The organism is Arthrobacter echini (genome assembly GCF_008107445.1).
Taxonomy (GTDB): Bacteria; Actinomycetota; Actinomycetes; order Actinomycetales; family Micrococcaceae; genus Arthrobacter_D; species Arthrobacter_D echini_A.
In genome coordinates this window covers 789,033-808,327 of sequence record NZ_VSLD01000001.1, presented here as the reverse complement: position 1 = coordinate 808,327, position 19,295 = coordinate 789,033, and the positions used below count along the sequence as shown (strand labels likewise).

Annotated in this window: 20 protein-coding genes and 1 tRNA gene; 8 read left to right on the top strand and 13 right to left on the bottom strand. The window is 69.6% G+C overall.

Annotation, left to right across the window (positions count from 1 at the left end; translation table 11 throughout):
- Positions 1 to 14: 14 nt before the first annotated feature.
- Positions 15 to 2,546, bottom strand: coding sequence for an ATP-dependent DNA ligase (locus FQ377_RS03865; protein ID WP_148599874.1), 2,532 nt, complete (start codon positions 2,544 to 2,546; stop codon positions 15 to 17).
- 66 nt (positions 2,547 to 2,612) lie between these two features.
- A complete protein-coding gene (locus tag FQ377_RS03860) occupies positions 2,613 to 3,107 on the bottom strand; it encodes an SRPBCC domain-containing protein (RefSeq protein WP_148599873.1) in 495 nt (164 codons plus the stop codon).
- Positions 3,108 to 3,176: 69 nt separating this feature from the next.
- On the opposite strand from FQ377_RS03860, the gene ku reads away from it, so the two are divergent.
- Complete coding sequence (ku, locus tag FQ377_RS03855) at positions 3,177 to 4,010, top strand: non-homologous end joining protein Ku (protein WP_148599872.1); 834 nt, start codon at positions 3,177 to 3,179, stop codon at positions 4,008 to 4,010.
- Positions 4,010 to 4,273 carry a hypothetical protein gene (locus tag FQ377_RS03850; protein ID WP_148599871.1) on the top strand — a complete coding sequence of 88 codons (264 nt, stop codon included), beginning with the start codon at positions 4,010 to 4,012 and terminating at the stop codon, positions 4,271 to 4,273. Before ku ends, FQ377_RS03850 begins: the two co-directional genes overlap by 1 nt.
- A gap of 4 nt (positions 4,274 to 4,277) precedes the next feature.
- Here the strand turns inward: FQ377_RS03850 and nhaA are convergent, their stop codons facing one another.
- The 5 genes from nhaA to FQ377_RS03825 form a co-directional block, all read right to left on the bottom strand.
- On the bottom strand, positions 4,278 to 5,696 hold the full coding sequence (nhaA, locus tag FQ377_RS03845; RefSeq protein ID WP_148599870.1) for a Na+/H+ antiporter NhaA: 1,419 nt from the start codon (positions 5,694 to 5,696) through the stop codon (positions 4,278 to 4,280).
- A 113-nt stretch (positions 5,697 to 5,809) separates the two neighbouring features.
- Positions 5,810 to 6,508, bottom strand: a complete 699-nt coding sequence (locus tag FQ377_RS03840) for a potassium channel family protein (RefSeq protein WP_222861825.1) — start codon at positions 6,506 to 6,508, stop codon at positions 5,810 to 5,812.
- The gene (locus FQ377_RS03835; protein WP_395858464.1) at positions 6,501 to 7,859 is read right to left on the bottom strand and encodes a TrkH family potassium uptake protein; all 1,359 of its coding nucleotides are present in this window, start codon (positions 7,857 to 7,859) and stop codon (positions 6,501 to 6,503) included. Before FQ377_RS03835 ends, FQ377_RS03840 begins: the two co-directional genes overlap by 8 nt.
- Before the next feature lie 204 nt (positions 7,860 to 8,063).
- Positions 8,064 to 8,732 (bottom strand): haloacid dehalogenase type II, encoded by a 669-nt coding sequence (locus tag FQ377_RS03830; RefSeq protein WP_148599869.1) that lies wholly within the window; start codon positions 8,730 to 8,732, stop codon positions 8,064 to 8,066.
- Positions 8,732 to 8,983, bottom strand: a complete 252-nt coding sequence (locus FQ377_RS03825) for a DUF2630 family protein (RefSeq protein ID WP_148599868.1) — start codon at positions 8,981 to 8,983, stop codon at positions 8,732 to 8,734. The genes FQ377_RS03830 and FQ377_RS03825 overlap by 1 nt, the downstream gene beginning before the upstream one ends.
- Positions 8,984 to 9,163: 180 nt before the next feature.
- On the opposite strand from FQ377_RS03825, the gene FQ377_RS03820 reads away from it, so the two are divergent.
- Both FQ377_RS03820 and FQ377_RS03815 read left to right on the top strand, forming a co-directional pair.
- A tRNA-Val gene (locus tag FQ377_RS03820) sits at positions 9,164 to 9,237 on the top strand.
- A gap of 142 nt (positions 9,238 to 9,379) precedes the next feature.
- Positions 9,380 to 10,177 (top strand): SDR family oxidoreductase, encoded by a 798-nt coding sequence (locus tag FQ377_RS03815; RefSeq protein WP_148599867.1) that lies wholly within the window; start codon positions 9,380 to 9,382, stop codon positions 10,175 to 10,177.
- 74 nt (positions 10,178 to 10,251) lie between these two features.
- Here the strand turns inward: FQ377_RS03815 and FQ377_RS03810 are convergent, their stop codons facing one another.
- The 3 genes from FQ377_RS03810 to FQ377_RS03800 are packed head-to-tail and all read right to left on the bottom strand — an operon-like array spanning position 10,252 to position 12,223.
- Complete coding sequence (locus FQ377_RS03810; protein WP_148599866.1) at positions 10,252 to 10,965, bottom strand: hypothetical protein; 714 nt, start codon at positions 10,963 to 10,965, stop codon at positions 10,252 to 10,254.
- A complete protein-coding gene (locus FQ377_RS03805; protein ID WP_148599865.1) occupies positions 10,962 to 11,867 on the bottom strand; it encodes an ATP-binding cassette domain-containing protein in 906 nt (301 codons plus the stop codon). Before FQ377_RS03805 ends, FQ377_RS03810 begins: the two co-directional genes overlap by 4 nt.
- Complete coding sequence (locus FQ377_RS03800) at positions 11,864 to 12,223, bottom strand: GntR family transcriptional regulator (RefSeq protein WP_148599864.1); 360 nt, start codon at positions 12,221 to 12,223, stop codon at positions 11,864 to 11,866. Before FQ377_RS03800 ends, FQ377_RS03805 begins: the two co-directional genes overlap by 4 nt.
- A 115-nt stretch (positions 12,224 to 12,338) precedes the next feature.
- Here FQ377_RS03800 and pstS point away from each other — a divergent pair, with 115 nt between their 5' ends.
- Positions 12,339 to 13,460 (top strand): phosphate ABC transporter substrate-binding protein PstS, encoded by a 1,122-nt coding sequence (gene pstS / locus FQ377_RS03795; RefSeq protein WP_148599863.1) that lies wholly within the window; start codon positions 12,339 to 12,341, stop codon positions 13,458 to 13,460.
- 65 nt (positions 13,461 to 13,525) lie between these two features.
- Here the strand turns inward: pstS and FQ377_RS03790 are convergent, their stop codons facing one another.
- On the bottom strand, positions 13,526 to 14,074 hold the full coding sequence (locus tag FQ377_RS03790; RefSeq protein ID WP_148599862.1) for an SRPBCC family protein: 549 nt from the start codon (positions 14,072 to 14,074) through the stop codon (positions 13,526 to 13,528).
- Between the two features lie 206 nt (positions 14,075 to 14,280).
- Between FQ377_RS03790 and FQ377_RS03785 the strand changes: the two genes are divergently transcribed.
- From FQ377_RS03785 to FQ377_RS03775, 3 genes are all read left to right on the top strand, one after another.
- Positions 14,281 to 14,775 (top strand): Dps family protein, encoded by a 495-nt coding sequence (locus FQ377_RS03785; protein WP_148599861.1) that lies wholly within the window; start codon positions 14,281 to 14,283, stop codon positions 14,773 to 14,775.
- A 169-nt stretch (positions 14,776 to 14,944) separates the two neighbouring features.
- A complete protein-coding gene (locus FQ377_RS03780) occupies positions 14,945 to 15,487 on the top strand; it encodes a gluconokinase (RefSeq protein WP_187393241.1) in 543 nt (180 codons plus the stop codon).
- Positions 15,484 to 16,884: a GntP family permease gene (locus FQ377_RS03775; protein ID WP_148599860.1), complete on the top strand. Its 1,401-nt coding sequence runs from the start codon at positions 15,484 to 15,486 to the stop codon at positions 16,882 to 16,884. The genes FQ377_RS03780 and FQ377_RS03775 overlap by 4 nt, the downstream gene beginning before the upstream one ends.
- 9 nt (positions 16,885 to 16,893) lie before the next feature.
- Here the strand turns inward: FQ377_RS03775 and FQ377_RS03770 are convergent, their stop codons facing one another.
- Together FQ377_RS03770 and FQ377_RS03765 are read right to left on the bottom strand one after the other, a co-directional pair.
- A complete protein-coding gene (locus tag FQ377_RS03770; protein ID WP_148599859.1) occupies positions 16,894 to 18,570 on the bottom strand; it encodes an FAD-binding dehydrogenase in 1,677 nt (558 codons plus the stop codon).
- Positions 18,560 to 19,285, bottom strand: a complete 726-nt coding sequence (locus tag FQ377_RS03765) for a LysR family transcriptional regulator substrate-binding protein (protein WP_187393240.1) — start codon at positions 19,283 to 19,285, stop codon at positions 18,560 to 18,562. The genes FQ377_RS03770 and FQ377_RS03765 overlap by 11 nt, the downstream gene beginning before the upstream one ends.
- Between the last annotated feature and the right edge of the window lie 10 nt (positions 19,286 to 19,295).

The following is a 19,295-nucleotide window of genomic DNA, read 5'->3' as shown; positions in this document are numbered from 1 at the left end:
CTATGCCTCCGTGTTCATGGAACTGGTTCGGTCGTCGATGGGACGTCCGTGACGTCGTCGGCGATGTCGTCGGTGATGTCGTCCGGTGTCTTGTCCGGGCGCCAGCCGCGCCACACGGGATGGCGGAGACGTCCGCCTCCCGTCCGGCCGCTGTAGCGGACCTCGGCCACGAGCGAGGGGCTCACCCAGTGGGCGTCGGAGGCCTCCGCCGGCGGGACGTCGTCGAGCGGCGCCGTGGAGCGGGCCAGCCCGTCCACGCGTTCCCGGGCGGCGCGGAGATCGCGCTCCCCGAGACCGGAGCCCACCCGGCCCACATAGCGGAGCGTGTCGCCGTCAGGCACGGCGACCAGGAGGGAGCCGAGCGTCGCGGCCCTGCCGCCGTTGCCCGGACGCCATCCCACCACCACCACCTCCTGCGTCCGCAGGTGCCTGATCTTGACCCACGACGGCGAGCGCGTTCCCGGTCGGTAGTCGCCGGAGAGCCGCTTGGCCACGATGCCCTCGAGGCCCAGCTGCCTGCTCGCCACGACCGCCTCCTCGAACGTCGCGTCCAGGGCCGCGGGCACCTGCACGTGATGGTCCCCGGCCTCGTCGACGGCCCGCTCGAGCAGTTCGCGCCGCTGGCGGTACTCGAATCCGGTGAGGTCGTTCCCCTCGAGGGCCGGCAGATCGAAGAGCACCAGGCGCACCGGCGTGATGCCACGGGCCTCCTCGATCTCCTGCTCGCCGGTCAGCGTCATGCGCTGCTGGAGCAGCCCGAAGTCCGGCCGGCCCCTCGGGTCGAGCGCCACGATCTCGCCGTCGAGCACGGCACTGTCGGCCCGGACGTGCTCGGCCAGGTCACCGAGTTCCGGGTAGACCGCCGTGATGTCCACGCCGTTCCGGCTCCACAGCGTGAGCCCTCCCTCCGAGACGGTGGCTATGCAGCGCACCCCGTCCCACTTGAGCTCGTACGCCCAGTCGTCGGGGTCCGGAAGGGTCTGCGCCGCGCTCGGGGTCGCGAGCATGGGAGGGACGAACCCGCCGGACGTCCTCTCCTCCGGGTGCTCCCCGTCGGGGGGCACCGTGCGGACCGTCGGCGCGTCCTCCTGCTGCACGGGCTGGTCCTTCATGAGGTGGATGAGCCAGTTGTTCTTCCCCTTCACGCCTCCCGTGCTGATGAGCGCGTACCGGCGGACGGCCGCTCCCGCGCGCGCCAGGCCGCCGTCGGGCCGGCCGTGGAGCGTGCAGATGACCTCCTTGCCGTCCCTCCACTTCTCCAGCTCGTAGGTTCCGGCATCCCAGATGGAGACGTGGCCGCCACCATATTCCCCGGCCGGAATGTCTCCTTCGAAGGTCCCGTACTCGAGGGGGTGGTCCTCGGTCTGGACGGCCAGGTGGTTCCTGTCCGGTGTCAGGGGAGGCCCCTTGGGGAGGGCCCAGGACACCAGCACACCCTCGCGCTCGAGGCGGAAGTCCCAGTGGAGGCGGCGTGCATGGTGCTCCTGGATCACGAACCCGGTCCCACCGGCCGGGCCGGTCGCCGCGGGCACGGGCTCGGGTGTCCTCGACGCATCGCGCATGCTCCGGTAGGTGGAGAGCCGGTCGGCGGGAGCTTCACCGGCGGACGCGCCGGCGGAGGCGCCGCCGGCGTCGGCCGGGACGGGAACCGCGACGGGAACCGTGGCGGGGGCGAGGAGATCCCCGGACGCTGCGATCCGGGCCATGACCGCCGCGGGATCCAGCTGGTCCAGCCCGCCCGCCTCGAGCTCCTCCCACGAGCGCGGCGCCGCGACGGTGGGTTCGAACCCGCCGCGGAGGGAGTACGGGGCCACGGTGGTCTTGGTGGCGCTGTTCTGGCTCCAGTCCACCAGGACCCTGCCGGAGCGGAGCGTCTTCTTCATGTCGCTGACCGCGAGTCCGGGGTGGTCCGCCTCGAGCGCCCGCGCGAGCTCGTGGGCGACGGCGGACACCTGTGCCGAGCTCTGGCCCCCGGTCAGGGCACAGTAGAGGTGGAGGCCCTTCGCTCCGCTCGTCACGGGGAAGGGCTCGAGACCCATGCCCTGCAGGATGGGCCGGGCCAGGAGCGCCACCTCGGCGCACTCGGCCAGGCCGGCCCCCTCCCCCGGATCGAGATCGAGCACGAGGCGGTCGGGGGCGGCCGCGGCGCCGTCGGCGTCGAAGCGCCACTGCGGCACATGGATCTCCAGGGCCGCGATCTGTCCCAGCCAGGTCAGGGTCGCGAGGTCGTCGACCCGCGGATAGCTGTTCGTGTGGTCCCTGTGCCGGACGTCGGTGCGGGGCACCCAGTCCGGGGCGTTGTCGTCGATGTTCTTCTGGAAGAACACCTCACCCGGCGCGGCAGGGGTCCCCACGCCGTGGACCCAGCGCTTCCGCGTGGCCGGCCGCCCGGCCGCGTGGTGGATCAGGGGCCCGGCCACGGCGGCGTAGTAGGAGAGCACATCGGCCTTGGTGGTCCCGGTGGCCGGGTAGAGCACCTTGTCCAGGTTGGACAGGCGGAGGGTGCGCCCGTCCACGGTGACGCTCTGGGAGCGGGTGGGGACCATACCCCCAGTCTCGACTGGATGGGCCGCGGATGCCAGTGGTGCGGTCCGTCGATGCCGGTGGCGGTCTCAGTCGGCGAACTGCTCGCGGTACCGGTCCACGTAGACCTCCCAGAGCGCGGGATCCTGCCCGAGATTGCGCTTGTTCAGGAAGTCGTCGAGGCCCGCGATGGTCAGGTGCCAGCCCGCAGCCATGGTGGCCGCGTGGCGCGGGCTCCCGGGGGTGAGCAGCAGCACGAGGCGCGTACCGTTGTCCGGTGTCCGCTCCAGTTCCCAGCGCAGGGTGTCCCGCTCCCACGTGTACGCCAGCACCGAGGGCCGCTCGGCCTCCAGCACCACACCGCGCAGGGGCTTCTGGTCGGCGTACCGGAACAGGATCTCCGCGTCCTTCCGCGGCTCGAACTCCATCTCGCACGGGAACCAGTACTTGAGCTTCTCGGCGTCGGTGAGGTGCTTCCACAGCACGGTGGGCGGGAAGGCGAACTCGAAGGCGAGGCGCAGCACCGTGGCGCCGTCGTCGCTGGTGGTCCTGCTGACCGTGGGTTCTGCGGTTTCGGAAGTCACCCCCCAAGTCTAGGCGCGGTTGTCCCGCGTGCTCTGGCCCGCCCGGCGCGCGTGGTGTCTACTGGAGCCATGAGAGCCATCTGGAAGGGTGCGGTCGCGTTCGGCCTGGTCAATGTCCCCGTGAAGGTCTACAGCGCCACGGAGGACCACGACATCTCGCTCCACCAGGTCCACGACAGGGACGGCGGCCGGATCCGCTACCAGCGGCGCTGCGAGGTCTGCGGGGAGATCGTGGACTTCAAGGACATCGACAAGGCCTACGACGACGGCGAGCACACCGTGGTGCTGACCGACGACGATCTCTCCGCGCTGCCGGTGGAGCGCAGCCGGGAGATCGAGGTGGTGGAGTTCGTCCCGAGCGATCAGCTCGACCCGATCATGCTGGACCGCGCCTACTACCTCGAACCGGACAGCACCTCGATCAAGGCGTACGTCCTGCTGCGCCGCACGCTCCAGGAGACGGATCGCACGGCGATCGTGCAGTTCGCCCTCCGCCAGAAGAGCCGCCTCGCCGCGCTGCGCGTACGCGGTGACGTCCTGATGCTCCAGACCCTCCTCTGGGACGACGAGATCCGCGAGGCCGCCTTCCCCGCCCTCGAGGAGAAGGTGCGCATCTCCGCGAAGGAGAAGCAGATGTCGGCCGAGCTCGTCGACTCCTTCTCCACGGACTTCGATCCGGAGAACTTCACCGACGACTACCAGTCCCAGCTGCGCACCCTCATCGAGGCGAAGATCGACAAGGGCGACACCCTCGACACGGAGGAGACCTTCGGCCCGGCGGACGAGGACGACGACGACAACGTCCTGGATCTCATGGAGGCGCTGCGCCGCAGCGTCGAGAAGAACCGGGAGAAGGCCGGCGCCAAGAAGGCCACCGGCTCCACGAAGCAGAAGGGCGCGTGATGGGATTCTTCACCGACGAGTTCGGACGGCAGACGGTGATGCAGCGACCCAACGCGCCCATCCTCGGCTGGGCCGGGTTCGGAGCGGCCTCCTTCATGGCGCTCGGGGCGGAGAACCGCGAGCGCCTACGCCGGGCGAGCTCCGCCTGCCTGCTGGTCTGGGCGCTGCTCGAGACCACCACGGGTCGGAGCGGGTTCCGTCGCAGCGCGGGGATCCTCACCCTCTCCTGGCTGTGGCGGAGGTACGGACCCCGCGCGGACTGAGCGCCTACTGCTGCTCGAAGACGTCCGGTATGCCGTCGTCGTCGGCGTCGATCCTCTCCTGCTCCTCGATCTCCCGGTAGCGCTTGCTGCGCCGGAGCAGCAGGACCGCTGCCACGAGCGCGGCGATCAGGGACCCGGCGAGGATGGCCACCTTGGCGTGATCGTCCTCCACGGTGCCCTGCCCGAAGCCGAGTTCGCTGATGAGCAGCGAGACCGTGAAGCCGACGCCCGCCAGGATCGCGACGCCGATGATGTCGATCCACGCCAGGTCCGGGGCGAGGGCCGCCTTCGTGGTCTTCGTGACGACGACGGTGGCGAGCAGGATCCCGATGGGCTTGCCGATGACGAGGGCCACCATGATGCCGATCGCGATCGGGTCGGTGATCGCATTCACCAGGCCGTCGATCCCGCCCACGGCCACGCCGGCGGAGAAGAATGCGAAGACGGGCACGGCGAACCCGGCGGACAGCGGACGGATGCGGTGTTCGAGGGTGTCCGCGAGGCCGTCCGGCTGGGCGGCGGGCACCTCGTCCGCCGACGCCTCCGCGGCGTCGACGGCGTCGGCCGACTTCACGGCGTCCGCGCGGGTGACACCGCGGGGCAGCACCGGGATGGCGAAGGCGAGCAGCACGCCCGCCACCGTGGCGTGGACGCCCGACTCGTGCACCAGCGCCCACACGATGATCCCGAGGGGGAGCAGGATCACCCACGGCGACCACGGATGGCGCTGGAAGAAGGCGGGGAAGCGCTGCGCCGCGAAGGCGTAGACCGCGAGCGGGACGATCGCCAGCAGCAGGGGCGGGAACGCGATGTCCTCGGAGTAGAAGAAGGCGATGATGCTGATCGCCAGGAGGTCGTCCACCACGGCGAGGGTCAGGAGGAAGATGCGCAGCGCGCTGGGTAGATGGGACCCGACGACGGCGAGTACGGCCACCGCGAACGCGATGTCGGTGGCGGTGGGGATGGCCCAGCCGCGCAGGGCCTCCGGTCCGGCGCTGAAGGTGATGGCTACATAGATGAGCGCGGGCACGACCACGCCGCCCACGGCCGCGGCGACCGGGACGATCGCGCGGTCGAACTTGCGGAGGTCCCCGGCCACGAACTCCCGCTTCAGTTCCAGGCCGGCGAGGAAGAAGAAGATGGCGAGCAGCCCGTCGGCGGACCAGGTTCCCACACTCAGTTCGAGGTGCCACGGCTCGTAGCCGAACCGGAAGTCCCGGACGGCGAAGTAGGCGTCCGCTGCGGCCGTATTGGCGAGGACCAGTGCGATGACCGTGGCCAGCAGCAGCAGGCCTCCGCCCACGGTCTCCTTGCGCAGGATGCTCGTGATGCGCAGGTGTTCGGGGTAGCTGCTGCGGGAGAAGATCCTGCTGCCGGGCGGGGAGTCCGGGACGGGATCGGTGGGGCCTGCAAGATGGGCCATGGCATTCCTTCGGTTGGGCACGCTCGACGTCACGCCGACCAGACTTCCCGGCTCACCAGTTCGTCCACACTAGCCCCGCTCGGGCGCGGGCGCGACATCGATGACGTGGCGCGCTACAGGAGGGAGCTGAAGAGTTCCGCCTTGGCCGTGGGCCCCGCGACGATGATCTCGTCGTCGTCGTAGAGGGTGGTCTGGGCCGTGGTGTAGTCCCACGTCCCGCCCTTGCGCCGGACGGCGACGACCGTCACGCCGTACTTGCCGCGCAGCCCGGTGGTGCCCAGCTCCCGGTCCCAGTACTCGCGGGGCGGGCGGGTCTTGACCATCGCGAAGTTGTCCTCGAACTCCACGTAGTCGAGCATGGTGCCGCGGACCAGGTGCGCCACGCGCCGGCCCATGTCGTGCTCGGGCCGGATGACGTGCTCCACCCCGAGCTGGGACAGGATCTGCGCGTGCGGCTCGCTGATGGCTTTCGCCCAGACGGTGGAGCGATCGAACCGCAGGAGGATCGACGTCGTCAGGATGCTCGCCTCGAGGTCGCTGCCGATCCCCACCACCACACGGTCGAAATCCGGCAGGGAGAGCTGGCGCAGCGCCTCCTCCTTGGTGGCGTCGGCGCGCACCACGTGCGTCAGGCGACCGTTGAAGGACTGGACCACTTCCTCGTCGAGGTCTATCCCGAGGACCTCGGTTCCGGCCCCCTCGAGTTCGAGGGCGAGCGCGCCGCCGAAGCGCCCGAGGCCGATGACGGCGACGGAATCGGCCGCCGCGATGGCCTCGATGGGTTTGGAGGAGAAGAAGCGTTGCCTAGCCAATGAGGGGCCTTTCCTTGGGGTATTCGTACTGGAGGGGCCTGGACCGCAGCGCCAGGGCCGAGGCGAGGGTCACCGGGCCCAGCCTCCCGGCGAACATCACCAGGATGAGGATCACCTGGCCCACGGACGGGATGCCCGCGGTGATGCCGGTGGACAGTCCCACGGTGCCGAAGGCGGAGACCACCTCGAACAGGATCCGGTCCAGCCCGAAGTCGGTGATCAGCATCAGGACCATCGTGGCCGTGATGACCAGGCCTCCGGCGAGCAGCACGATCGAGATGGCCTGCCGGTGCACGGAGCGCGGGAGTCGCTTGCCGAAGACGTTGACGGCGTTGCCTCCGCTGATCTCCGTGTAGAGGATGAAGAACAGCACACCGAAGGTGGTGATCTTCAGCCCCCCTGCGGTGCCGGCGGGACCACCCCCGATGAACATCAGCACGTCCATGGCCAGCAGGGTGACCGGGTGGAGCTGCCCGATGTCGACGCTGTTGAAGCCCGCGGTGCGCGTCATGGTGGACTGGAAGAATCCGGCGAGGACCCGCTCGCCGGGCGGCAGCGGTCCGAGGGTCGCCGGACTGGACCACTCCACCGCGGTGATGAAGACGGTGCCGAGGACCAGGAGCACGAGGGTCCCGCTCAGCACGAGCTTGGTGGTCATCAGCCACTTGCGCGGGTACCGGAAGTGGCGCCGCAGTTCGAACAGTACGGGGAAGCCGAGTCCTCCGAGGATGACGGCGCCGGCCACGGGCAGGCAGATCCACGGGTCGCCCACGAATCCCGTCAGATTGTCGCTGAAGAGGGCGAAGCCGGCGTTGTTGAACGCCGAGACGGCATGGAAGACGCCGAGCCACACGGACTCGGCCGGTGGACGGCCGTACCCGAGGTGGAAGCGGCCGGCGAGGATTACCGCGGTCACGCCCTCCACCAGCAGGGTGGTCCTCAGGATCCCGACCAGGATGCTGCGCACGTCACCGATGCCCGTGCTCTTCGTCTCCGCCGCCGTCGAGATCCGCGAGCGCAGGCCCATCCGACGGGCCAGCAGGACTCCGAGCAGCGAGGCGAAGGACATGATGCCGAAGCCGCCGATCTGGATCAGCGCCAGGATGGTCACCTGGCCCACGCCGGTCCAGTACGCCGGGGTGTCGACGACGGTCAGGCCGGTGACGCAGACCGCGGACGTGGCGGTGAAGAGGGCCTCGAGGAAGCCCGCGCCTCCCGGGCCCACCCTGGAGGTGGGCAGCGTGAGCAGGAGGGTGCCCGCGAGGATGGCCGCTGCGAAACCGAGCACGATCACCTGGGCCGGATGGCGCGGACTCAGGTGCGCCGCCCAGGCACGGAGGATACGGGCCAGGGCCTGGACCCTCGACGTCGCCGGCGTCCGGGCCGCCCGCGGGGTCTGACTGGTGAACCTCACGGGGACGCGGAACCTCCGGTAGCGGGATGCGGCGAGCTGATCCTACGCCGCATCCCGCTCCCGTGGAAGGCGCTGCGGACCGGACTGCACGGTCCGGGAACGCACCCCGCCGAGCGGGCCCGCCACGGCTCCCGGACGGCGTCAGGCGCGCAGGGCGCCCCGGGCGTCGGTGAGCGCGTGGATCTCCTGGTCCGGTGCGGTCATGGCGGGCGGGTAGGGCGCGCCGTCGCGGTTCAGCCAGAGGGTCCTCAGGCCGGCCCGCGCCGCGCCGTCGATGTCCCACGGGTGGACGGCGAGGAGCACGACGTCGCCCGGATCCCGGCCGAGCGATTCCAGTGCGTAGGCGTAGGACTCCGGCGCCGGTTTCCACCGCGGCGCATCCTGGACGGACAGGACGGTGCCCATCAGGTCACGGACTCCGGCGCGGTCGAGCAGGGCCTCCGCGGTCGCGGCCGCGCCGTTGGTCAGGGCGGCCATGTCGACGCCCCCTGCGGCCAGGTCACGGATGCCGTCGGCGACGTCGGCGTGGACGGGAAGGCCCTGCAGACCCGAGAAGACGTGCTCCACGGCCTCCTCGAGGTCCCGGTTGAGGGGCTGACCGGCCAGGACCGCCCGTAGTGTCCCTTCGGCCACATCGCGGAAGGGGATATTCTGTCCGACGGCGGTCAGGGCGAAGCCGTCCCGGAGCACCGCGGCGAACCACAGCCCGGCCAGCTGCGGAGGTGCGCCGAGTTCCTCGAAGTGCTGGGACATCACGCTCATGTCCGAGAGCGTCTCGTTGACGTCGAAGAGCACCAGGGGCGGCGCCATCACTGGCGGTACCCCTCCACCTGGCTGATGGGGCGCGCATCGGCGTCCGCCGGGTTCTCCCCGGCATCGGCCTTGGCGCGGCGCTGGCGCAGCAGATCCCAGCACTGGTCGAGGTCCTCCTCCACCCGCTTCAGCCGAGCCGTGTGGTCCTGGCTCTCGGCGTCGGCCGCAGCACCCTGGGGCTGGTCCCTGAGATCGTGCTCCTCCTGAACGAGCGCCTGGATACGCTGCAGGATGTCCTCGTTGTTCATGGTGCCGTCCCTTCGTCGCCATGCCCGACCGATCGGTCCGCTCCGGCGTCCGATCCGTTTCCCTCAGGCTACTGAGGTGTCGGGACGATGACCAGCGGCCCGTTCGGCCGTCGTCGGCGATGCTGATCCCCGCGAATTTGGCGCATCGCCCGGATGGCCTAAGCTGGTCAGGAGTCACAGGCCTGTGTAGCTCAGTCTGGTAGAGCATCCGCCTCACACGCGGAAGGCCCGGGGATCAAGGCCCCGCGCAGGCACATGGGAACGCCGGTGACGGCAGTACAGTGACGGTGATACAGGAGGGGCCCGCACCGGGACGACGGTGCGGGCCCCTCCTGCGTCCGCATCCCGCCGAGGGCCACCTTGCACAGCGGCGCCCCGCACGCGAAGGATGGGGGCATGGACTTCACACCGAGCACAGCAATCGTCACCGGCTCCGACTCCGGCATCGGCCGGGCAACAGCACTCGCCCTCGCAGCGGCCGGCTGCGCGGTCGGTGTCACCTGGCACTCCGACCAGGAGGGCGCGGAGGAGACCGCGCGCCTCGTCCGCGAGAAGGGCGTCAAGGCGGCGGTGGCGCACCTGGACACCACGGACGCGCCGGCCTGCGGAGATGTGATCGACCAGCTCGCGGAGGAACTCGGCGGGGTGGACGTCTTCGTCAACAATGCCGGCATCAACGGCGGCACCATGTTCATGGAGACGGACTGGGATCTCTGGCGCGCCACGGTCGGCGCGAACCTCGACGGCGCGTTCGTCTGCATCCAGCGCGCGGCCCGGCACATGCTCGACGCCGGCAGGGGCGGGCGCATCATCGCGGTCACCAGTGTCCACCAGGCGCAGCCGCGTGTGGGATCGGCCGCCTATGACGCGTCCAAGCACGGCCTCGGCGGCCTCGTCAAGACCATCGCCCTGGAGCTCGGTGATCGCGGCATCACGGCGAACGCCGTGCTCCCGGGCGAGATCAACACTCCGATGAACGATTCCGAGGACCAGGATCCGCACAGCATCGACCGCCCCGGGGTGCCGGTGGGCCGGCCGGGATCGGCTGAGGAGGTGGCCGACGTCGTCGCCTTCCTCGCCTCCGGCGCCTCCAGCTACGTCAACGGCGCCTCGTTCGTCGTCGACGGCGGCATGCTCCTCATGGGGCCGCAGGCCGGCTCGCACCTCACGAGCGGCGACTGGCGCACGGTCTAGCTGCCGATTCCGCAGCAATGGCGGGTCCCGGGGTCCGGGATCAGTCATTTCTGCAGTGTCGCCGAGCCGGAGCGCTACCGGACCACCGCTGAGCGCAGCAGGAGAAGGGTCATGACCGCGCTGACGGCGATGATCACGACGGCGGCGACCGCCAGCCACCACAGCCGGAAGCCGTCGAGCACCGACCCGGTGATCGACGGCAGGACCAGGGCGAGCAGGCCGAGGAGGCCGATCGCCAGACCTGCTCCGAGGAAGACCGGTCCGCGATTCCCGAAGCGTGCCCAGGACGCCCCGAACAGGGCTCCGATAGTGAGGGCGCTGAGGCTGCCGAGGAACACCGTGGGCAGCAGGATCAGCAGGTCACCGGTCCCGAGGTAGTAGACGTCGAAGATGTAGACGCTTGCGAACCAGTGATCGGTGGCCAGCTCCACCAGCAGGAGCACGGCGTAGATGACCGCGAGATACGCGGAGGTGACGGCGGCCCAGACCAGGGTCCCGCCCACGAAGGCCTTCCGCGTGGAGCCGAGGGTCAGGGCGAAGGGGAACGTGGTGGCGATCGACTGGACCCCCAGGTAGACCAGAAATCCCAGCAGCCCGAAGGCCATACCGCCATTGCTCCGCGCCCCGGTGATCCATTCCGCCGACCCCGGAGTTCCCCCGGCACGCCAGATGATGAGGGCGATCAGGGCTGATATCACGGCGACGAGTCCCACGATCTGCACGGGAACGCCGAACGTCATGTTCTTCTTGGTCAGATGCAGCCGGGTGGCCGCCTGGATGCCGTTCATGCGCTGATTCCTTCTTTGCTGGAGTCCTGCAGGGAGTCCCCGGAGCCGTAGGCCACCGCGAGATCCTGCAGCGATGCGCCCTTGAGCTGGACGCCGAGGGTCGCCGCACGCGACCGTGCGTCGTCGTCGAGCCGGCCGGTGACGGTGGACGTGCGCAGACCGCCGATGGAGTGGCTGCGGAGCACGGGGTAGTCCGCGCAGAACGCCTGGACGGCGTCCGCGACGCCGCTGACGCACATCGCGACACGGCGCGCCTCCTCGGCCTCCGCACGGAGGACCACGCGGCCGCGGTCCATGAGCACGACATGGTCGAAGAGGGAGTCCGATTCGTCGATGAGGTGCGTGGAGAGCAGGAGCGTGCGTGGGTGTCGCCCGAGATCGCGGAGCAGGAGATCGTGGAACAGCCCGCGGGCCGTCGCGTCGAGACCGAGATACGGTTCGTCGAGCAGGGTGACCGGCGCCCGGGAGGCGAGTCCGAGCACGATGGCGACGGCGGAGAGCTGGCCCCTGGAGAACTTCCTGATGGCCGGTTTCCGCGGCAGCCGGAAGCCCTCGACCAGTTCGGCGGCGAGTTCGCCGTCCCAGTGCGGCGCGAAGGCGGGGGCGATGCTCAGGACGTGGTGCAGGAAGTAGTCGTCGGGATACCGCTGGTTGTCGCGCACGAAGCTGATGCTCGAGAGAACCGCCTCGTTCTCGAACGGATCGTCCCCGTCCACGAGTACCCGGCCGGTGGTCGGGCGGTCCTGCCCCGAGATCAGCGACATCACGGTGGTCTTGCCCGCACCGTTCCTGCCGAGCAGGCCGCAGATGGCGCCGTCCGGCACGGCCAGGGTGACATCCTCCAACGCGTTGTCATTGCGGAAGCGCCGGGTGACGGACTGTAGTTCTATCGCCTGTGTCATGGGATGTATTCCTCCTTGATCATCTGTGCCAGCTCCGGGGGCTCGATACCGACGGCCCTGGCCTCCCTGATGAGCGGGTGGACGAACTGCTGCGGGAAGTCCGCCCTCCGCTGCTTGAGGAGCTGGCTCCGGGCGCCGGGCGCCACGAACATGCCCACGCCCCGCTTCTTGTAGAGCACGCCCTGCTCGACGAGCACATTGAGCGCTTTCCCGGCCGTGGCCGGATTCATGTGCAGGAAGGTCGCGAAGTCGTTCGACGACGGTACAGCGGCATCCTCGGCGTAGGTCCCGGCCACGATGTCGTCCGCGATCCGGGCAGCGAGCTGCTGATAGATGGGGTTGTCTCCGGTGAACATCGCACTCCCTTGGTTCATTACTACACTAGTTAACCTATGAGGTGCGTGCTGTCCCGTCAAGGCCTCATCGGGCGCCGGGCGCCCGTCCGCGGGGTCGGCTCCTCTCCCCTGTAACGTGGCTCCGGTGAGAAACCGAGCCCCCGCCGTATCCCTCGCCCTCGCCGCCGCGCTCGCCCTGACGGCCTGCGGCTCCGACTACCCCCTCGGAGCCGAGCAGGAGGCGGCAGCGGAGAACGGTGACACGAGCCTGAAGGGCGCGATCACCGGTGCTGGGTCCTCGGCGCAGGGACCGGCCATGGACGCGTGGCGGGCCGGCTTCAGTACGCTGTACCCGCGCGCGCAGGTCCAGTACTCACCCGACGGCTCGGGGGCGGGCCGGGGCGCGCTGCTCGCCGGCGCGGTCTCCTTCGCCGGATCCGACGCCTATCTCAGCGACGAGGAACTCGTGGAGTCGCGGGAGGCCTGCGGTCCCGGCGGGGCCTTCAACATCCCTGCCTACGTCTCCCCCATCAGCGTTGCCTTCAACCTCCCCGGCATCACGGAGCTGAACCTCGATGCTGGCACGATCGCGCAGATCTTCCGCGGGGAGATCACGCGGTGGGACGATCCGGCGATCGCGGCGCAGAACGAGGTGGACCTCCCCGATCTGGCGATCTCCGCGGTGAGCCGCTCCGACGACTCCGGGACCACCGAGAACTTCACCGACTACCTGCACGCCGTGGTGCCCGAGATCTGGACCGAGGAGGCCGATGGGACCTGGCCCTCCGGTCTCGACAACGAGAACGCCAAGGGCAATGCGGGGGTGGTCAGCACGGTGGCCGGTACGGAGGGGGCCATCACCTATGCCGACGACTCGGCCGTCGGGGATCCCCTCGGGCGGGCCGCCCTGCGGGTCGGGGACGCGTACGTGCCGGTCAGCGCCGACGCCGCCGCAGCCGCCGTCGATCTCGCGGGCCGCGTCCCGGGCCGGGCGGACTACGACATAGCGCTGGACCTCGACCGGTCCACGCGCGAACCCGGCGTCTATCCGCTGGTCCTGGTGTCCTACCACGTCTACTGCGCACGCTACGAGAACGAGTCGACCGCCGACGTCGTCCGCACCTTCGGGACCTACGCGGTCAGCGCGGAGGGTCAGGCCGAAGCGGCGGAGGCGGCGAAGAGCTCCCCCATCTCCGCGGAGCTGTCCCGCCAGGCGACCGACGCCATCGCGACGATCGAGGTCGGCGACATCCCGTAGGCCGGGAGGACGAAGGACAGGAGGCGGACCCCACGGGGATCCGCCTCCTGTCCTTCGTCTGCGCGTCAGTCGGCGCGCGGTCCACCCGAGTCCGGGTCGTTCGTCGAGGTGTCCGGCACCGCATCGTTCGCCGGCACCGCATCCCCCGTCTCCCCCGTGGGGGGCGCGTCGACCTCCCCGCGCCAGGCGCCGGTCTCTCCACCACTCTTCTCGATGAAGGACTTGAACCGCTTGAGGTCGCCCTTGACCTGGATCGCGTCCGCATTCACCACGGCACCGACCTTCTCGGTGAACGTCTCCGGGTGCCAGTCGATCTGCACCATGAGCCGCGTGCTGCTCTCGTCGAGCCGGTGGAACGTCACCACGCCGGCGTGCGATTCCCCGTCGGTGCTCTTCCAGGCGATCCGCTGGTCGGGATGCTGCTCGGTGATCTCCGCGTCGAACTCGCGCTTCACCCCACCGATGCTCGTCACCCAGTGCGTCATGGTCTCGGAGGACTGCGTGATGGAGTCGACACCCCCCATGAACCGGGGGAAACTCTCGAACTGGGTCCACTGGTTGTAGGCCGTGGTGACCGGTACTGCCACGTCGATGGATTCCTGCACTGAAGCCACGAGGGTTCCTCCTTTTTCAAGACTCCGGCGCCGCCCATACCCCTCGTGCGGGGTTTCGGCACGACTGGACCGTAAGTCCCCTTAGCGTATTGATTCCGGTTGGATTTGGCCAACACCCGGGACTACGCTGAAAACGGTCCCCCGGCGTTTCCCGGCGTGAACACCACGCCGCCGGAGGAGGTCATTTCTCTAGCACTGGAGGATTCATGAAGGCTTCAAGCACCCTCACCGACAACATGCAGGCGGTCCTCGTGGACCTGGTCGAACTGCACCTGCAGGGCAAGCAGGCGCACTGGAACGTGGTCGGCAAGAACTTCCGCGATCTCCACCTGCAGCTCGACGAGATCATCGACGACGCCCGCACCTTCGCCGACGACATGGCGGAGCGCATGCGTGCGCTGCACGCCGTACCGGACGGCCGCAGCATCGCCGTGGCCGAGGGCACCAAGATCGAACCCTTCCCGGCCGGTCTCGTCTCCACCAAGGACACCGTGGGTCTCGTGGTCAGGATGCTGAACGCAGCGGTGAAGACCATGCGCGACGTCCACGACCAGATCGACGAGGAGGATCCCACCACGGCCGACCTGCTCCACGGCTTCATCGGGAAGCTCGAGCAGTACGCCTGGATGGTCGACGCCGAGAACATGGAACCGACCGCAGAGGTCGTCACGCCGGTCGGCACCGAAGAGGCCACCGTCTGAGCCACTGCATCATCTGCACTGACGCGTGACAGTCACGTAAGGAGGGGAGGTGCCCGTGGGCACCTCCCCTCCCCCTTTCTCGCTGCCTTCACCCCGGGTCCGCATCGCGCGCCGATGATGCTAGGTTTACCCGACATCGTGATCCTCGCTGTGGGGTAAGGGAGTCAGAATGGATGCACAACCGCGCCACGTGGTGGTCATGGGAATCTCGGGTTCCGGCAAGACCACCATCGCCACCCACCTGGCGGAGACACTCGGGTGGACGTTCGCCGAGGCGGACGAGTTCCACTCCGCGGAGAACATCGAGAAGATGACGTCCGGGACACCACTGACCGACGAGGACCGCTGGCCCTGGCTGGAGTCGATCCGCGCCTGGCTCACCGAGCAGGCGGAGGCCGGTACCAGTACCGTCATCACGTGTTCGGCCCTGCGGCGCGCCTACCGCGACGTCCTCGCGCAGGCGGCGGGCGAGGTCCGGTTCGTGCACCTGCTCGGCGACACGGATCTCATCCTCGACCGCATGAAGACCCGCAGCGGCCACTTCATGCCGCAGTCGCTCCTGCCGTCCCAGCTCAGCACGCTCGAACCGCTGGAGTCCGACGAGCAGGGCATCAGGATCATGAACACCGGGACTCCCGACGAGGTGACCGCCGGCGTGATCGACCAGCTCGGCCTCGAGCACTCCGACCCCCTGCAGGAGGAGACGCCATGACCGTCGAAGGATGGACCCAGACCCTGACCGCCGGTCCGCTCCTGCTGATCGCCGCAGCGGCGATCCTCGTCCTGCTGTTCCTGATCATCACGCTCCGCCTCCACGCGTTCGTGGCCCTGATCCTCATCAGCCTCGCGACGGCCTTCGCCACGGGTATCCCGACGTCGCAGATCGTGACCGTCCTGGTGGGGAGCTTCGGTTCCACGCTGGGCGCCGTGGCACTCCTCGTGGGGCTCGGCGCCATGCTCGGCCGGCTCGTCGAGACCAGTGGCGGCGCCAAGGTCCTCGCCGACTACCTCATCAGGGTCTTCGGTGAGCGGAGGGCACCCCTGGCCCTGGGAGTCGCCTCGCTGGTCTTCGGGTTCCCCATCTTCTTCGACGCCGGACTCGTGGTGATGCTGCCGATCGTCTTCTCGATCGCCCGTCGCCTCGGTGGTGGCGTGCTGCGGTACGGTCTGCCGGCCGCGGGGGCCTTCTCGGTCATGCACATCTTCGTCCCCCCGCATCCGGGACCGGTCGCCGCCTCCGAGTTCTTCGGGGCGAACGTGGGGATCGTCATCATGGTCGGCCTCGTCGCCGCCATCCCCACCTGGTACGTGACCTCCTACCTGTACGGCCTCTGGGTCGGCAAGAAGTACGTCCTGCCCGTCCCGGCACTCCTCGGGACGGCGGACGAGCATGCGGAGGCCAATCCTCCGAAATTCGGCACCGTGGTGGCCATCCTCCTGCTCCCCCTCGTGCTGATCTTCCTCAACACGGGGCTGAACACCGTGGCACGATCGGGCTCGGCCGACGAGGGTCTCGCCGACCAGACCTGGTTCCAGGTACTCAGGACCCTCGGTGAGACACCCGTGGCCCTGCTGATCTCCCTGCTCGTGGCCGCCTATGTCCTCGGCCGCCGACGCGGAATGGACAAGACCGTCCTCGAGAGCACCCTGGAATCCGCCCTCGGGCCGATCGCCTCCGTGGTCCTCATCACCGGGGCGGGCGGCATGTTCGGCGGCGTGCTGCGCACCAGCGGAATCGGTGACGCCCTCGCGGATGTCCTCGGCGACCTCGGCATCCCACTGATCCTCGCGGGCTTCCTCATCGCCGCGATCCTGCGCATCGCCCAGGGCTCGGCGACCGTGGCACTGACCACCGCGGCCGGCCTCATCTCCCCCGCCATCCTCGCGGGCGACTACAACGCGTTCCAGCTCGCGGCCCTCGTGGTCGCCGTCGCCGGCGGCTCGGTGGTGGCCAGCCACGTGAACGACTCCGGCTTCTGGCTCGTGGGGCGGTTCTTCGGCATGGACGTCAAGACCACGCTGAAGACGTGGACCGTCATGGAGACGACGATCGGCGTCATGGGCTTCGCCATCGCGGCGGCGGTCTTCGCCCTCGCCTCGGCGGGCTGACGGCCGCGGCTACAGCAGCGCGGCCAGGGAGCGGCCCACGGTCCGTCCGGAGAAGATGCACCCGCCCAGGAAGGTGCCCTCGAGGGCGTTGTACCCGTGGGCGCCTCCGCCCCCGAACCCCGCGGCCTCGCCCGCCGCGTACAGGCCCTGGATCGGCGTTCCCGCCGTATCGAAGGCCCTGCCGGTCAGATCGGTCTGGATGCCGCCCAGGCTCTTCCGGGTGATGATGTGCAGCTTCACCGCGATCAGCGGCCCCGCCGCCGGATCGAGGATCCTGTGGGGCTTCGCCGTCCTCGTGAGCCGATCGCCGAGGAACCTCCGCGAATTGTGGATGCTCATGACCTGGACGTCCTTGGAATAGGGGTTGTCCAGCTCGGCATCACGCTGGACGATCTGACGCTCGATCACGCCGTGGTCGAGCAGCGCCGTGTCGGTGAGCCGGTTCATGCCCGCCACGAGTCCGCGAAGGGTGCTCGCGACCACGAAGTCCTCGCCTCGATCCTTGAACGCCTCGACGGGTGGTGGCGCACCGCGACCCAGCCTGCTGCGCAGCAGCAGCCTCAGGTCCCGGCCCGTGAGATCGGGATTCTGCTCCGAGCCCGAGAGCGCGAACTCCTTCTCGATCATCCTCTGCGTCAGGATGAACCAGGAGTGGTCGTACTCGACCAGGTCCGGGGTGGTGCGGAGGAGCTTCAGGGTCCCGATCGTGTCGTGCCCGGGCAGGCCGGGCGCGGGTAGCCTCCGCCCCAGGGCGTCGAACCACATCGACGACGGACCCGGCAGGATCCGGATGCCGTGCTGCGGCCAGACAGGGTCCCAGTTCCGCACGCCCTCGGTGTAGTGCCACATGCGATCCCGATTGACCAGGCGGACACCGGCGTCGGCGACGATGTCGAGCATGCGTCCGTCCACGTGCTGCGGCACCCCGGTGATCATGGTCGACGGCGGCGTGCCCAGATGTGGGGGCCACCACTTGCGGATCTGCTCGTGGTCCCCGCCGATCCCTCCGCTGGCGATCACCACGGCCTGGGCCCGCAGCTCGAACGCACCGACGGCGTCGCGGGTCGAGCTGACGCCCCGGGCGGCGTCGTCCGGAGCCAGGACCGTCCCGTGGACCCCGGTGACCGTGGAGCCGTCCAGGACGAGGCCGTCCACGCGGTGACGGAAACAAAAGCCCAGTGAGCCCTCCTCCGCGGCCGCGCGGGCCCTGTCGGCGAACGGCTCGGAGATCCCGGTCCCGGTGCCCCACGGGACATGGAACCTGGGCACGGAGTTGCCGTGTCCCGCCGCCGAACCGCTGCCCCGCTCGGCCCAGCCCACCAGCGGCGTGAACTTCACGCCCTGCTCCTCGAGCCAGGGGCGTTTGTCGCCGGCCGCGAACTCGACGTACGCGCGTCCCCACCGCTGCGCCCACTCGTCCTCGGGAAGCTCGCCCTCGAGGCGGTCCCAGCCCGCCGAGCCCTGCCAGTCCTGCCAGGCGAGGTCGAACGAGTCCTTCACGCCGAGCCGGCGCTGCATCGGGGTGTCGACCAGGAAGAGACCCCCGAAGGACCAGAATGCCTGGCCTCCGAGATTGCGGGCGTTCTCCTGCTCCACGACGAGGACCGTCCTGCCCGCCCGGATCAGCTCGTTGGCGGCGACGAGGCCGGCGAGCCCTGCTCCGACGATGATGACGTCAGCGTCCACGCCGTCTGCCGCCCTTCTGCCCGCTGCCCTGCTGTTTGTGGCTCTGCTGTCCACTGCCCTGCTGTCCACTGCCCTGCTGTCCCCCGCCCCGGCCGGTGGCGGCCTTCTTCGCCGCGGCCTTCTGCGCAGCGGTCCTCTTCGGGGCCTCCTGCCGGGAGGGTTGCCGTGAGCTCTGCGCCGTCCGTCCGCGGACGATGCCGATGAACTCCTCGACGTCGTCCGACTCGTCCTCCACCCGCCACGCGATGCCGATGGTGGTCACCGGCAGGCCCGGTACCGGGCGGTGCACCGCATCCTTGCGCGCATGCAGCCGGGCGAGGGACATCGGCAGGACCACAACCCCCGCGCCGGAGGCAGCCACCTCCACGGCGTTCCCCGGTCCGCCGCACGCGCCGACGTCGAGCAGGGTCTGCGCCCCGAGTTCCTCGGGCGGCACCTCGTCGAGGAGCGAGAGCTCGTTCTCCCGCGACATCACCACCACGGGCTGTTCCTCGTAGAGGGGGATCAGGTGCAACCCGGCGCGCTCCACCGGCAGGCGGACGAACACGACGTCGTCGGATCCGTTCCGCAGGCCCTCCAGGGCGGCGTCGGCGTCGTGCTCGTGGAGCTCCAGGGGCACGCCGGGGTGCCGCTCACGCCACCTCGACGCCCACTTGCCCGGCGTCACGCCCGGCACGAAGCCGACGGAGAGGACGCGGGGCTGGTCGGCGGGCACCTGATCACAG